The sequence below is a fragment of the Dawidia cretensis genome (assembly GCF_018598175.1).
GTDB classification, from domain to species: domain Bacteria; phylum Bacteroidota; class Bacteroidia; order Cytophagales; family Cyclobacteriaceae; genus Ohtaekwangia; species Ohtaekwangia cretensis.
The window spans coordinates 405,514-420,593 of record NZ_JAHESE010000002.1 but is presented as its reverse complement, the minus strand read 5'-3'; the positions used below and the strand labels follow the sequence as shown (position 1 = coordinate 420,593).

Below are 15,080 nucleotides of genomic sequence, written 5' to 3'. Positions count from 1 at the left end.
TTATCGAGATATTCCATAAAAAAATCTAGCCAACGGCCGGTATAGCCGAAACTGTCGTCTATCCTCTTATCACTCCGCGCGCAAGCAATTCACAAACGTGCGCTTCACCTGTGTAGATTGATGAAAGTACCCGATCCAGATGCCCGCTAAAAGCAACATAAAGATAAGCGATCCGGGAGACCAGCCACCGCCATTGGAATCCTGATCAAAACTTACAACGGCAGTAAGCAACGGCATGCCCGCCAGTGCTGCATAAAGAACCGACGTTACGCGGGGTGTCGAGGACCGGTTTCGCTGAAACAATATCATGGACATTCCAGCAACGGGTATCAATATTGCGCCATATACCTGGTATAGCGCATACAGCGCAGCTTCAGCATATTGTCCGTCCTCTAACGCCGGCAACCAAAGGTGCCCCGAGAACAAATACGGATGCGTAAAGACCTGTACGACCAGCAAGATACACGTGATGAACAACGCATACCGTGCATACACCAAATTACCGTCAATCGAACGGGCCCAGACTGACGAATAAGCGGGCACCGGGTCGTACCGACGATATATCCACACCGACAGCAATACCGAAATCGCCACCGCCATTGCCAACCAGGCCACGCCCGCTGCCGTCGGCGACGACACTGACTGGCCTATAAAATCTGTGTCGTATGTGAGGCTGTACCACAAATTGTCCCGAATTTTCGTATGATCGTCTATATACTGCTGATATTGATCAGCAGGAACAGATGAGGCTTTTGTCTCATAGTGCGTCGTAATGACAACCTTTCGATCTGCGTACCGGCGGGAGTACCGGTAGGCATATTGGTCGCGTTCAATGCGTAGGTCGTTGTCCTCGATGGTCCAGTCTTCCGGCACATTGATTACGATCGCATGCGTGTAGTTCAGCGGATAGCTCAACCGGTACGGTGCTGTCCGCTTAGCAAACTTCGACACGCTGACACGGCTATCAATAGACTGCGCCGACACCTCGCACAACAATATCTTCGGATTTTTCTCATCCGGCTTCCAAAACATCGGGATCTTGTAGTACTCATCGATTACCACAATATTGCTATCACGCTGGTCGGTAAACCGCAACGGCGCACGCACCTCGATGTCTGCATACGTGTCGCCATAGAATTTCAAATACCGCTTCTGTATTTCATCGCGGCTGCTACCGTAAAACTGCGATCGAACGTCGTCGGCCTGACCGCCGGTATAGACGGTGCGAATGGAAAAATTCGCGGATCCACCGACGCTATCCATGTCAACGGTCTGTGTCTCTGTGATGGCACAAGGCTGTGGCTTATCCAGCGACACAAAGTCACGGCTACGGCCATCGACTAGCAGACCTTTACCGTACTTTGGAAAGTAGCGTTGCCCAGCCGTACCGCCCTGGTTGCCAATCGTCGCGTCGATATAAAAAGTCGAGTCATTTAGCTTGACTTGCGCCACGCAGTGATCAAACGCATACATGGAAGGTCCCTCGTCTGACACATACGCACCGTCCGATGTATTGACCAGCATCGGGTATGCCTCAATACCGCGGGCATTGAGCAGCGTGGTCAACAATAGCGCCTTATCCTTGCAATCACCAAACCGCTGGTTGTATACAGTCAGCGGGGCGTGGGGCATGTGCGAGTTCATCCCGGTTTCAAATCCCAGGTAGCGTACCTCGTCCTGTACAAATCGGACCACCTCTTCCACATAGGCCTCAGGGGTTGTGGCCTTGAACTGTTTGGCTGCCATTGCCGCCAGCTTCTTTCGGTCTGCTTCTTCCACGGTAAACAGCGGCACCGCCCAGTCCGCTACCTCGCCCCAGTTGGCAAAGTTTGTGATCATGACATGGGAGCGCGTTTGTGTTTGTATAGTGCAGGTATACGGGTAGTTTTTCTGGAACAACAACACGCTGGAAATTAGCGTCGGTACCGAAGCCATAGTTCAGGTACGCATACCACACACCACGTCCGCGATTCACAGGGTTGTCACCTCTGCGGCTATACGCATATTCAATGACATCGCCTACCCGTACGTCGTTCAGATTAATGACCGCCGTAAGCGTACCGTCATAGATAAAACGATCCATACTCTGTTCGCGCTGGATCGTACGAAAGGTCTTGGGCATCTGATCAATAACCTGACCGCCGCGGTGAATGCGCAACGTATGCACGGTCACTTTTTCATAGGCCGGGTCGAACGAAAGGCTTATATCCGACATTTCTTGTAATCCTTCGCTCGTCAGGATCTTATATGCAAAATGTCGATAGCCTTCTTCCAGCTGCGCATGGTCCTGCTCGTCCACCAACAGGTAATAATACCCCGTCCCTTGCCCCTCCGGGGGAACGGCGGCAGCGGCGAAGGATTGTGGTTCCACCCAAGCACTGGGTGGCCCGACCATCACTTTCGAAGACTGGGCCAACAAACTGACTACCGGAACAAAAATCAGGCAAAACAGGCCAAAAAAGAACGTTTTCATGTCGGGCTGGTTGCAACGCAGGTTAGAAAATTGCGAATAACAAAGATAAACGGCGGGTATTTATCGCGCCTGGAAAAATGCGACTATTATTACATCGTCGTAAAAGTTACCAGGTATTCTTAAATTACACCTCAATGAAAGAGCAGAAACTACTTTCCTACATCGACCAGTTCTGCCACCTGGGCGCGCCATCTGTTTCATTGCTTCGGGACTCACTTCAGTTCCAAACATATGAACGCGGGAGTACACTTTGGGATGAAGGCGGAAAACCTGGAGAGAAGTACTTTCTCCTGGACGGTCTTATCCGGTTATACTCCAGCAATGAGCAAGGCGATGAGATCACCGTGCACTTCTCAGACACTGGAAACTTCCTGGCCGACGTTGACAGCTACAACAGTGGAATCCCGTCATTGGTCACTGCCGTGGCCGAACGCGACACAGAAGTGATTGTTTTCTCCAGATCGATCTTAGAAAGATTTGAGAAAGAGATCGTGGAGTGGAGCGACCTTTTCAGAAGAATCACTGAAAAGGCGCTATTCGAAAAAGTAAAGATTCGATCAGACTTATTCCAGCGCGAAGCAAAGGACCGCTACCTGGCCTTTCTCGAGTACTTTCCAAACATTGCCAACCACGTCAAGGCTGCCGACATTGCCTCGTTTTTAGGAATCTCCCAATACACCCTCAGCCACATCAAAAAACAACTTATGCAGGCAGACTTTTTGCGAAATAGCAAAAATTAGTCTCTGCCAACCTCGCTCCTTTGCAGAAAACAAAGGAAATGAAAAGCGTATTTGTAACCGGGGGATCGGGCTTTGTCGGACGGAATCTCATCAAAAAACTAACATCGGAAAACATCGAAGTATTCGCCCTGAGTCGCTCACCTGAATCCGACCAGCGGATCATCGAAGCCGGCGCCACGCCCGTACGGGGCGACATTCACAACACCGACGTACTGCGCACAGCCCTGGCGGGTATCGATACCGTATTCCACCTGGCCGCCGCCGTTGACTTCTGGAAATCACGCAAACATCTGTGGCACGACCACGTTGGCGGGGCAAAGGTTTTGCTGGAAGCCGCCACGAAGAATAATGTATCCAATTTCGTTTACCTCAGCGCGGCCTCTGTGATCATGAACGGAAAGCCGATTCTGCACGGCGATGAACGAACGCAGTCCAATAATCTCATGGACGGCTATTCGCAAACAAAGCTCGAAGCCGAGCAGATGATCCTAAAAGCTAACAGTCCCACACTCCGAACGATCTCCGTTCGCCCGCCGCTCATCTGGGGCAAAGGCGACACCTCTGCCCTTCCCCAGATTAAGGCCGCCGCCGAAAAGGGAGACCTTTCCTTTATCAATGGAGGAACACACCTGATTGTGACGTGCCACGTGCAAAACGTATGTCACGCACTGACGCTGGCGGCGAAAGTAAAAATTGGCGGAGAAGCCTTCTTCATTACCGACGGCGAAAAGCTCCAATTCCGTCAGTTCATCACCGATGTCCTGAAAACCCAAAACATGGAGGCACCCAACAAAACGGTATCACTCGGCGTGGCGCGCGCCATGGCAAACGTCTTCGCATTTATCTGGAATACCTTCGGACTTAAAAGCACTCCGCCCCTCTTCCCTGGCATGGTCAATACGCTGGGGCTACCGTTCATCGTTTCTGATGACAAAGCGAAAAAGCTATTGGGGTATCGCCCGATCATTTCGGTGAAAGAGGGTCTCGTGGAGATGTCGCACAACGAGCTCGTTTAGCATTTGCTTGCCGAGGCTACCATTAAATAATTAATCCACGGCAATCAACATCTTTTCCAATCTTGTGAACAAATCATCTTTTTCTATATCCCGCTGTGGCTCCAATAACATTAAGAACTACATCCCTACGTCGCAGCTCCAAATTTCCCTTCTGCCATGCCTCAACGAATACGTGCCACCACCATCAAACTCGAAACCCGATCGCAAACCCGGGAAAAAAAATTAAACCAACATCACCTTCTTTAAGATGGCTATTAATCCTCATCCAAAATTCCGCATTAAAGTTATCAGAAAGTGTATCCAATAACTGGTCGTAGTCAAAACTCTTAGCAAATTCAACAAAAGCAATCAAAGCTATCACAACCAGTAGGCCAGTATCGGACGAAAAATAACATACGTCCCTTCTCTTACCCATATTACTGTATGGTTCTTTTTTATTTTTTTTCAATCATAATGACCCTTGTCCCGTGACGAATAACTTTAGAAAGCTTGCATAATCCCAATAATCCCGTGAACTATTTTAAGCGGCGATTCATATATAAAAGGCCTGCTCTCAAAACGTTCTCTTAAAAGATGAGAATGCCAAAGCACGAGATACCGCTTCGTCTTTTTATTCAATATCAACTCACCAGTTTGCCCATCGCCCAATGCACTACATTCCAAGTAATTCCCGTAGTTCAATATTCCCCCAACTTGCGTTATGTCTTTCATAGCACCTTGTAATTCACCCTGATCAGCATTGAGAACAATTGTAACTACTTCTAATAACAGGTCATCTGTTCCGGATTTTATATGTATCGTCCCGCTCTCGTCAAGTATCAGATAGCCAATCCTTTCTTTTATAAGGAGAGGAACCGTTAAAATAAATGAGAACAGCAACACAATTGAAATAAGAAAAACCACTTCATATTGAATGCTTTCCGCAAATTTAAATGCAACCGAACACCCAAGAAAAAGAATACAAATTCCCAGTATGATTAGAATTAAATTTCTAAACAAGCGAATATTTTCACGATATCCCCTTTCAATTATTGGTATCTCCATAGTAACCAACTCCTTCACTTTTCTCTATACCGCAGGCGTCTGACCTTTCTTTTGCTTTGTACTCCAAAACAAAAGAAACACCCCCACAAAAATAAACGGAATACTCAACACCTGCCCCATATTCAGCAGCTGGTGATCTTCAAATTCTACCTGGTTCACTTTAAAGAACTCATCTATGAAACGCAGCGTCCAGAGCACGATCAGGAACAGGCCGAAGATAAAGCCATTGCCGAGGCGGACAGCGCGGGTTTTCCAGAGATAGAACAATACAAAAAATAATGCGATGCAATACAACGCCTCGTATAGCTGCGCAGGATGGCGCGGGACGTTGTCGATGCGCGTGAAGATAAAGGCCCACGGTAGGTCTGTGGGCAGGCCAATCATTTCGGAGTTGATCAGGTTGCCCAGGCGGATACTGGCGCCAGTGATGCACACGACGATGACCAGACGATCGACCATCCAGAGGTAGTTATACTTCAGCTTCCGGCAAAAGAGCCACAGGCCGATCAGGATGCCGATGGCGGCACCGTGGCTGGCCAGGCCGGAGTATGGCGGCATCAGGATATCCAGCGGGCCGGTGAGGAACCGGCTGGGCTCATAAAACAGGAAGTGCCCCAGGCGGGCGCCCAGGACCGTGCTGATCAGGATATACATCGTCAACGTGTCCACGTCTTTGCGCGCGCGGTTCTCCCGCTGAAAGATGTAATACATGACCTGCTGGCTGATGACAAACCCCAGCACCCACATAAGTCCATACCACCGCAGTGGCCAGTGTGTTCCAGGAATAGTGAAGATGACGGGGTCGATGTTCCAGGTGATGTACGGAATCATGGTCGGGGGTGGCTAAGTGCCCGGGAAGATAGCTATTTTTTGCTTCGCGTGGGGGCGGTTCCTCCGTGACGGCTGCGACCGGCGCCGTATAGGCGTATGTATAGATTTTAGCTGCGGGTGGGTGCGCGGGTGCTGGCTGTTCCTTCGCAACATATACATAGCTCGCCGCGCGCGCCTCGTAAACGTCCGCTGCGCGTGTATTTTCCGCCGGCGAATCTTCCGATACTACTTCTTCGATAACAGCGTTTGTCGTTGTAACTTCACGCTCATCGCCGGGTGTCCCCTCTTCTGCCGGCAACGCTTTGCCGCGCAGTGCCAAAATTTTCGCCGCGCCAAAACGCTTTACCTCTTTTACGCTGCCGCCTACGTGTAGCGCGCCGTATTGAATGCCGATCGACAATATTAGCGTCCAACCTTCCTCGGGGGGCATGTCGTCTACCGCCAGGGACAGGGTTGTGGCATCCATTCCTTCCAGCGACGGGCACCACGCGGTGGAAGCGGTTACGGTATTAAATCCGACATCAAACCACCTGGGCGGCAAATATTCCTTAGCAGGTATATCATACCGCATGTCGGGTGCGATGCCGAGCGTGAGCGTGATGCGAAACAACGCATGATTGTTTTGTGGAAAGTAGTTGATGCCCCGGACCAGCGCCGGAATATCAACCTGCGCGGTACGCGTGGCGCGCTCCAGCGTGTAGTATACCGGGTTACGAACGACCGAGTCGAACGTCGGATGCTCCTTATTTAAGGGATATCCTTCCAGGATCCGGGCGTGCTCGGAAAGAAGTATATCGCGTCGTCCTTTATCGCTGGTACCGTCCTGCAGCTGGACCTGGCGCATGACGCTGTTGATATCGCTTCCGAAGTTGTTATCTGATAACATGCGAATGGAGTACATCGTCATGCGCACATGCTTGCCCATGCGTGAACAGCCGCCAAACTCCGACATGGTATGGCGCGTATTGGCGAAGTTGGCGCCTTTTTTAATGTGATCCGGATTTGGTCCGCCCTTGCGGCGTACGACAATTTTCGAGCATCCGCGCATGCGGTAGGCGCTCAACATATCGAGCTTACCGGTGAAGAGTACTCCTCCTTCCAAAAATGGCATAATACATCAGGTTTCGTTCAACGATCAATTTACAGACAACCAGTAGGGGTCGCACCGGCCAAAGACGAATATAGCAGATGCCAGTCAATCACCAATCATTAGAATAATTTAAATTTTGGGGAAATAGGTTATATCATAGGATGTTTAATACTTATTATACTCTTGAATATCTCTTGCATATCCTTTGATATAGTACTTGTTAACTATTGCTAAACAAGGACGTTGCCATACTGCACCACGGCTTCACGCAGGCTTCTACATGCTTTGTACAGAGAATCGACCTTTTGTACCGAGATCTTGCCGCGATATCCCCGAAGTATACAGTTTCCAAGCGACCAAAAGGTCTGAATCGACCGGATCAGGCTTGCGTCGTGCCGGGTTCTTCGGCCCGGATTACCTGGTCTTCCGAAGTACTATCGCTCAGGGCAGCCGGTTCGGTTGCATCCGACGGTGTCTCGATGTCGTGCTCACGCAGGGTGAAAACGAATGTGCGCCTGACGTGATCGGATATGTTAAAATATGGAATCCAAATGACCGCCGCGATGATTGCGCGAATCAGGTCGCTATTGTCGCCGGGTTCTGCCGCGGCACCCTCTATCAGGACATTCGCCACGAACGTATCTAAAATCGTGGCGAAGCACGACACGCCGTAAAAAATGGAAACAATGCGTGGCGCCGACGAGCGACGTTGAAAAAATAACACCAGGGCGAGTATCAAAAACAAGATCTGAACAATGTTATAGACCTGCTCCAAGAGAATAAATATTGCCAGCCCCGGCCTACCCATGGCAAACAGCGACATCCACAGCTCACCACTCATCAGCTCGGGCTGCTCAAGCATAGAGCTCGCCAGCAGGAAGGGCGAGATCATCAACCCGATGGATACCAGCACCAGCCAGCCGCTGATCTGCTCAGCATATTCGGTGGTATAGGCGGGCTTGGGATCGTAGCGATAGTACAGCCACAACACAAGCGCAATACCGCCACCCACAGCCAGCAATCCGACCAGCAATCCCGGCCAGGTGCGCGAGGCCGCCGACACGATTTTTTTGTCATACGTCAGCGTGTACGACGTGTTTTCAGCCATCTTTTGATGATCCTGAATAAAGCGTTCGTATTCCGCCGCCTCGATGTACGGTGCCTGAACGGTGTAGTTTGTGGTCAGCGACAGCGTATTCTCAGAATATTTTGTGGAGTGAAAGAAGGTATACTCTTTGCGCTCAATGTCCACCCGGTCTTCTTCGACGTTCCACTCTTCGGGCAGCCGAATATGCATGACGTGCGAATAATCCACCGGGTAGTTGAGCGCATAGGGGGCGGTGCGCCGGGCGAACTTGTTTACGCTCAGGTATTGCTCCAGCGACTGGGCGTAGACCATACAAGTGAATACATCGGCATCGTCTTCTTTTGTCTTCCAGAATTCGGCTACGCGGTATCGCTCTTCTACCGTGAGCGTATTTTCTTCACGGTCGTCGGTATATTTTAATGGCTCGACCTTTTCAATCGACGGGTACTGGTTGCCATAGAATTTCAGGTAGTTCTTTTGAATCTCATCCAGGGAGTTGCCGGCAAATTGGGCGCGGGCAAAATCCGCTTCGGCGCCCTGGTATACCGTTTTCACGTCAAAGGTCGCCTCGCCGCCGATGGCGGGTAGCGTATACGTATGAATCTCCGTAATCGACGCTTCGCCGGCAACACCAAACAGGGCAAAAGCGCCACCCTGGCCGTTGAGAACGAGGCCTTCGCCAAAGGCCGGGAAGTACTGTGCTTTAAGCTTACCGCCCTGACCGCTGCGCGTGGGGTCGATATAGAACCGCTTGCCGCCCAGATTGATCTCCACGATGCAATGGTCGAAGGCGTAGGCCGACGGTAGCAACTGTTCGCGAACGTGGCCGCGCAGCTGGGTGTTGACCAGCACGGGATGGGCTTCGATATCTTTGGCCGCAAGCAACGTAACCAGCAACAGCGATTTGTCTTTGCAATCGCCAAAGCGGCGGGTATATACTTTCAGCGGCGGGTACGGCTGGTGTGTGTTGAGGCCTGTCTCAAAACCGAGGTAACGCACCTCGTCCTGTACAAAGCGAATGACCTGCTGCGTATATTCTTCTTTTGTTCCGCCTGTAAATTGTTCCCCGGCGGCTTTGTACAATGCTTTTTTGTCTGACTCCGATACCGTAAACAAACGGGAGGCCCACCGGCCGACGGCAGTCCAATCGTCAAAGCCAGACATGAGCACGACCTGGTACGGATTATACCATTCCGGTACATTTTCGTCGGTCACGACGGCCGGGATGTTCTCGACGGTCCAGGTATAGGTGCGGGTGCCGTTGGCTTCGGTGATGACGGGTTTTTGCTCGGTGTTGACGTTCTTGAGCGTTACCGTGCGAGCGGCTGGCAGGGTGATGCGCTGAAAGTTTTTGGCCACGCCCTGGCTATAGTTCAGGCTGAATGTGCGGTCGATGTTGTCGCGGTGCACGGGATTGTAGCCTTTACGCGTGAAGGCGTATTCGATCACGTCGCCGACACGCACGTCGGTCATGTTGACAACGGTCGTCAGCGCGCCGTCGTAAACATAGCGGTCCATACTTTGCTCGCGCTGGATGGTTTGAAAGGTCCTGGGCATTTGGTCGATGACCTGGCCGTTTCGATGGATGCGCAGCGTGTGCATGATCAGCTGCTGGTACGCCGGATCAAACGAAATACTCATGTCCGACATCTCTTGCAAACCTTCGCTGGTCAAAATCTTGTAGGCGTAGTGCGTGAAAGATTCCTGGGCCTGGAAGTTCTCTTGCTCGTCAAGCAACAGGTAATAAACGGAACGCTCCTGCCCGGCCGGCGGCACGGCGGCAGCATCGAATGTGATGGCTTCCACCCAGGCCTTAGGAGACTGAACGACGACTTTGGACGATTGTGAGAATACGGCGACCCAGCCCGGCAAAAGCGCCAGCGTCAGCAGCAAACGGGGATTTTTCATGGTAGGTTAATGGTGCACTTGGCTTTGTAAAGATAATCGCCGGAGCTGACGACAAAAGGTTGATTTTGGGGTTAATCTTACATTGTCAGGTGATGAATGGAGGTTTTAAAAATTTAACAAAAGGCTGTTTTTGGGTGGAATTCCTTTGAAAAATCGGTATTTGATACGACAGATCAACGTTGCGAGCAGGCAGGTGTTAGCCCTGCCTTCCGGACCGAGCGGAGCACAGGCCTGCACCTGCGTCAGTGGCGGTAGCCGTAATCCGGGTCGCCATAGAAGCACACTGGCGCCGTCATCACGCTATACGCCGTCGGCTGCTCCCACGTCAGGGCTGGCACCATGCCGGGCCAGATACCCTTTGTAACGGTTGGTATATGCGCTCATACAACGACCACGGCTTCACCGATGACAACGTTGGCAGCGCCGACTATCATAATTTCTAATTCTACCAGGCACTGCCTTTTAAATGTCTGTTAATATTCCGAATTTAGATATTCCCCCGTTACCCTTTCGGTAAACACGCATGGCGAGTGGTCGTTTTCGGTCACCGGAGCGTCATGCCTTTAGTACTAATCTAACCTATATCCTATATGAGGAAAACTCTACTGTTTTTAATCTTTGCCTTCCTGTCGCAGATCGCGTGGGCGCAGGAACGGACCATACGCGGAAAAATTACGAATGCCGAAGACGGTTCACCCCTACCGGGCGTTAGCGTCGTGGTACAGGGAACAAACAGGGGTACCGTTACGGACGTCGAAGGACAGTACCGGTTGCCCGTGGCCGACGGCGATGCCGTGCTGGTGTTTTCTTTTATCGGGATGTTGTCACAAGAGCAAACCATCGGCAACCGCGAGACCATCGATGTGCAGCTGTCGCCCGACTCCAAGCAGCTGTCGGAAGTGGTGGTTGTCGGATATGGTACGGAGCAGCAGAAGCTCATCACGGGGTCGATCGGCGTGGTGAAGTCCGATGCTATTAAGGACCTGCCCGTTTCTACAGTCGATGGTATGTTGCAGGGACAAGCTGCCGGGGTTCAGGTATTACAGAACTCGGGTACGCCGGGTGGTGGGATGTCGGTGCGCGTACGCGGCACGACGTCGATCAGCGGTTCCGGGCAGCCTCTATATGTCATCGACGGTATTCCGCTGACGACGGGTGACTATGCGCAGGTTGGATATGAAGGCCAGGGCATCAATGCCCTGTCGGACCTGAACCCAAACGATATCGAGTCGATGAGCGTGCTGAAAGATGCTGCCACGGCTGCGATATACGGTGCGCGCGCTTCTAACGGTGTTGTACTAATCACGACGAAACGCGGTAAGAGCGGGAAGTCGGTGATCGGCTTCAATGCATATTATGGCGTGCAGCAGGCCTGGCGTACGCTGGATATGCTCGATACGGAACAGTGGATGGAGTATCGGAACGACCTGGCCGGCTCTGCGGTATTTACCGAAGCCGATATTGCTAAAGCCCGCGCCGGCGACACGACGAATACAGACTGGCAGGACGTCATCTTCCGTTCGGCGCCGATCGCCAGCTATGAGCTGTCGGCTACGGGCGGTAACGATAAGACCCGCTTCTTTATATCGGGGAGCTACTTTGACCAGAAGGGTATTTTGATCGGGACGCGGTTCCAGCGTATGAATACGCGCGTGAACGTGGACCATTCCGTTAACGATAAGTTCCGGATCGGCACGAGCATCGGGTTGACTTACTCCACGTCCAACCGCGTGGAAGGCGACCAGTCGCTAAACGGTCCGTTACCCAACGGCATCTCTACACCGGCAATCTTCCCGGTGTATGACCCAGACGGCAGTTACAACCAGAGCGGCCCCTACGCCAACCCGGTGTCGATTGCCAACGATGCTACCAACGAAAACTTTACCTACCGCGTCATCGCCAACATGTTCGGCGAGTATGAGCTCCTGCCGGGCCTGACGCTCACTTCCAAGTGGGGTATCGACTTCTACAACCTGCGCGAGCACGCGTTTGAGTTTAAGACGCAGCAGGGGCAGAAGTACAATGGCCTTGGCTTTGAAACCTATACCAACGTACGCAACCTGGTGAGCAACAATACGCTGAAGTATGAAAAGACTTTTGGTCGCCATGTCGTCGATGTGATGGCCGGCTATAGCTTTGAAAAACGCGAGCGGACTTCTTCATTTATCCGCGGCCAGGATTATGCCGACGAGAATATGCAGTACATCAACTCGGCGGCGACCATTACGCAGGCAAGTGCCGGTGCTGTTACTTCAGGCGTGCGCTCGTACTTTGCAAAAGTGAACTATAACTATGCCGACAAGTATTTGATGTCGCTTACCGGTCGCGTGGACGCGTCGACGAGCTTTGGCCCCAACAACCGGAATGGTTTCTTCCCGGCCGCTTCGGCCGCATGGCGCATCAGCCAGGAGGATTTCTTCCACGACAATGTTCCTGTTATTTCCGAGTTGAAGCTGCGTGGCAGTTATGGCTTGTTGGGCAATGATAACATATCGCCCTTTCAATATGCGGAGCTGTACCGCGCTACCTCCTACCTCAGCAAGCCGGCAATTTATCCCCCCAACGTACCCAACCCCGACCTGAAATGGGAGACCACGGCCCAACTGGACCTGGGTGTGGATATCGGTTTGTTCAGCGATCGACTGAGGCTGACGGTGGACTATTATAACAAACAAACCAAAGACTTGCTGCTAGGCCGCCCGTTGCCCGGATCGTCGGGTTTCTCGACGGTGGTAGAGAACATCGGCAAGATGGAGAATAAAGGTGTAGAAATATCCCTGTCGGGTGAGCAGTCTTTTGGCCCCGTGCGGTGGAGACCGCAGCTGAACTTGTCGATTAACCGGAACAAGGTGTTGAAGCTGTATAACGGGCAGCCGATCGACGACCTGGGACGTGGTGGCAACCGCGTGATGGAAGGTCAGCCGCTGGGCATTTTCTATAGCTTCAAGTCCCTCGGTGTCGACCCTTCCACGGGCGACATTGTCTACGCCGACACCAACATCGACGGTGAAATCACCAGCGAAGACCGTACAATCGTGGGCAATCCGAATCCGAAGCTCACGGGGGGCTTTACAAACAACTTTACGTATGGTCACTTCGACCTGAGCGTGTTCCTGCAGTTCTCGTATGGCAACGACGTCTTTCACGGCTCACGCCTGTTCCTGGAATCCCTGCAGGGTGGCGATAACCAGCTGGAAGATGTCACGCGACGTTGGCGGAAGCCGGGGGATATCACCGACATTCCGCGGGCAACCTCAGACCCGGTAAAGGCGGTGGAGAACAAACGGACGTCCTCCCGTTTCATCGAAGACGGCTCGTACCTGCGGATCAAAAATGTAACGCTGGGCTACACGCTGCCGAGCGACCTGACCAACAAGGTTCGGCTGTCGAGCCTGCGCGTGTATGCCGGCGTGCAGAACCTGTTCACCTTTACCCGGTATACCGGCCTTGATCCGGAAGTAAACTATAGCGGTAACGACACGCAGGTGGTCGGTACCGACTTCTTTACGTTCCCGCAGGCCCGTACCGTTACGTTTGGTGTTAACCTCAAATTCTGACAATGATGAAGAAGATACTCTATTTCACGCTGCTCCTGGTCGTTGCCTCGGCCTGTGATGTGCTCGATGTGAAGCCGACCGACAGCATTTCTGTCGACGCGGCGTTTAAAGACAAGAATGGTATTGAGAAAGGAATTCTCGGTGCGTATGCATCTTTCACAAACCTCGGCTACTACGGTCGCACGTACCTGCTCTTTTCCGACCTGGCGGCCGACAACCTGTATCACCCAAGTGATGCGACAGCGCAAGAATACGCCCAGGTCGATAACAATGCCATTCTCCCCGAGAACGGATCGATTGACGGCATCTGGACATCGGCGTATCAGGGCATCAATATTGCCAACAACGTGATCGCGAAGGTGCCTACGATTGCCGACATGACCGATGAGGAGAAAACGCTGGCGCTGGCTGAGCTGCACTTTATCCGCGCACTCAATCATTTTAACCTGTTGAACTTCTTCGGGGCCATTCCCATCAAGCTTACCGCTACAGTGGGATCGGATGGTGTCGACGTGCCCCGTTCCAACGCTGACGCGGTGTACGAGCAGATCATTGCCGACCTGACATTTGCTGAGACAAACCTGCCGGTATCGTCGCAAAAAGCGCGGGCGTCCAAACATGCCGCCACGGCGTTGCTGGCGCGTGTGTATCTGTATAAAGGTGATTATGAACTGGCCCGCACGAAAGCCAAGCAGGTAATCGACAGCAAGGCGTATAGCCTGTTGGCGTACGACAAGATCTTTGTCGACCAGTCAAACGAATCCATTTTCGAAATAGATTTTACGACTATCAACCGCAACCGTATTGCCGAATATGCACTGCCCGTCGCATTGAACGGCCGCCGGGAAGTGGCCCCGCCGGCAGAGATGCTCGCAGCCTATGAGCCCGCCGACACGCTGCGGAAGCAGGCCAGCCTTCGCGATACGTCCAATGTCTTCTACCCTGCCAAGTATGACGACCTGGCTACAGGCGCCGAAAACGTCATTGTACTTCGCCTGGCGGAGATGTACCTGATCCGTGCCGAGGCCGATGCCCGTTCAGAAGGAAATATCGACTCGATCCGGGCCGACATCAACGTTATCCGTCACCGCGCGGGATTGGAAGATACCGAGGCGGAAAGCTATACCACGTTGCTGACGGCCATCGAGTACGAACGGCGCATCGAGTTTGCGTTCGAAGGCCACCGTTGGTTCGACCTGGTGCGTACGAACCGGGCACTCGACGTATTGCCCCTGGTAAATGACGTTGACCAGACGCTTTTTCCGATACCGCTGGAGGAGATCCTGACCAACCGGCATCCTGACATGGAACAAAATCACGGCTATTAATCCTGA

The 15,080-nt window shown here is 52.2% G+C and carries 9 protein-coding genes; 4 read left to right on the top strand and 5 right to left on the bottom strand.

Going from position 1 to position 15,080, the window contains the following annotated elements; genetic code table 11:
* Positions 1–69: 69 nt before the first annotated feature.
* Positions 70–1,746: a DUF2569 family protein gene (locus KK062_RS31040; RefSeq protein ID WP_254083201.1), complete on the bottom strand. Its 1,677-nt coding sequence runs from the start codon at positions 1,744–1,746 to the stop codon at positions 70–72.
* Entirely contained in the window at positions 1,712–2,473 is a 762-nt protein-coding gene (locus KK062_RS05160) for a DUF3857 domain-containing protein (RefSeq protein ID WP_254083185.1), read from the bottom strand. The genes KK062_RS31040 and KK062_RS05160 overlap by 35 nt, the downstream gene beginning before the upstream one ends.
* A gap of 134 nt (positions 2,474–2,607) precedes the next feature.
* Between KK062_RS05160 and KK062_RS05155 the strand changes: the two genes are divergently transcribed.
* Positions 2,608–3,213 carry a Crp/Fnr family transcriptional regulator gene (locus tag KK062_RS05155; protein ID WP_254083184.1) on the top strand — a complete coding sequence of 202 codons (606 nt, stop codon included), beginning with the start codon at positions 2,608–2,610 and terminating at the stop codon, positions 3,211–3,213.
* 38 nt (positions 3,214–3,251) lie between these two features.
* Entirely contained in the window at positions 3,252–4,229 is a 978-nt protein-coding gene (locus KK062_RS05150) for an NAD-dependent epimerase/dehydratase family protein (protein WP_254083183.1), read from the top strand.
* A gap of 480 nt (positions 4,230–4,709) precedes the next feature.
* Here KK062_RS05150 and KK062_RS05145 read toward each other — a convergent pair whose 3' ends face one another.
* The 3 genes from KK062_RS05145 to KK062_RS05135 form a co-directional block, all read right to left on the bottom strand.
* Positions 4,710–5,273, bottom strand: coding sequence for a hypothetical protein (locus tag KK062_RS05145; protein ID WP_254083182.1), 564 nt, complete (start codon positions 5,271–5,273; stop codon positions 4,710–4,712).
* A 24-nt stretch (positions 5,274–5,297) separates the two neighbouring features.
* A complete protein-coding gene (gene lgt / locus KK062_RS05140) occupies positions 5,298–6,104 on the bottom strand; it encodes a prolipoprotein diacylglyceryl transferase (protein WP_254083181.1) in 807 nt (268 codons plus the stop codon).
* Between the two features lie 1,469 nt (positions 6,105–7,573).
* A complete protein-coding gene (locus KK062_RS05135; RefSeq protein ID WP_254083180.1) occupies positions 7,574–10,189 on the bottom strand; it encodes a DUF3857 domain-containing protein in 2,616 nt (871 codons plus the stop codon).
* A 590-nt stretch (positions 10,190–10,779) separates the two neighbouring features.
* On the opposite strand from KK062_RS05135, the gene KK062_RS05130 reads away from it, so the two are divergent.
* The gene (locus KK062_RS05130) at positions 10,780–13,746 is read left to right on the top strand and encodes a SusC/RagA family TonB-linked outer membrane protein (protein ID WP_254083179.1); all 2,967 of its coding nucleotides are present in this window, start codon (positions 10,780–10,782) and stop codon (positions 13,744–13,746) included.
* 2 nt (positions 13,747–13,748) lie between these two features.
* Entirely contained in the window at positions 13,749–15,074 is a 1,326-nt protein-coding gene (locus KK062_RS05125; protein WP_254083178.1) for a RagB/SusD family nutrient uptake outer membrane protein, read from the top strand.
* Positions 15,075–15,080: the final 6 nt, after the last annotated feature.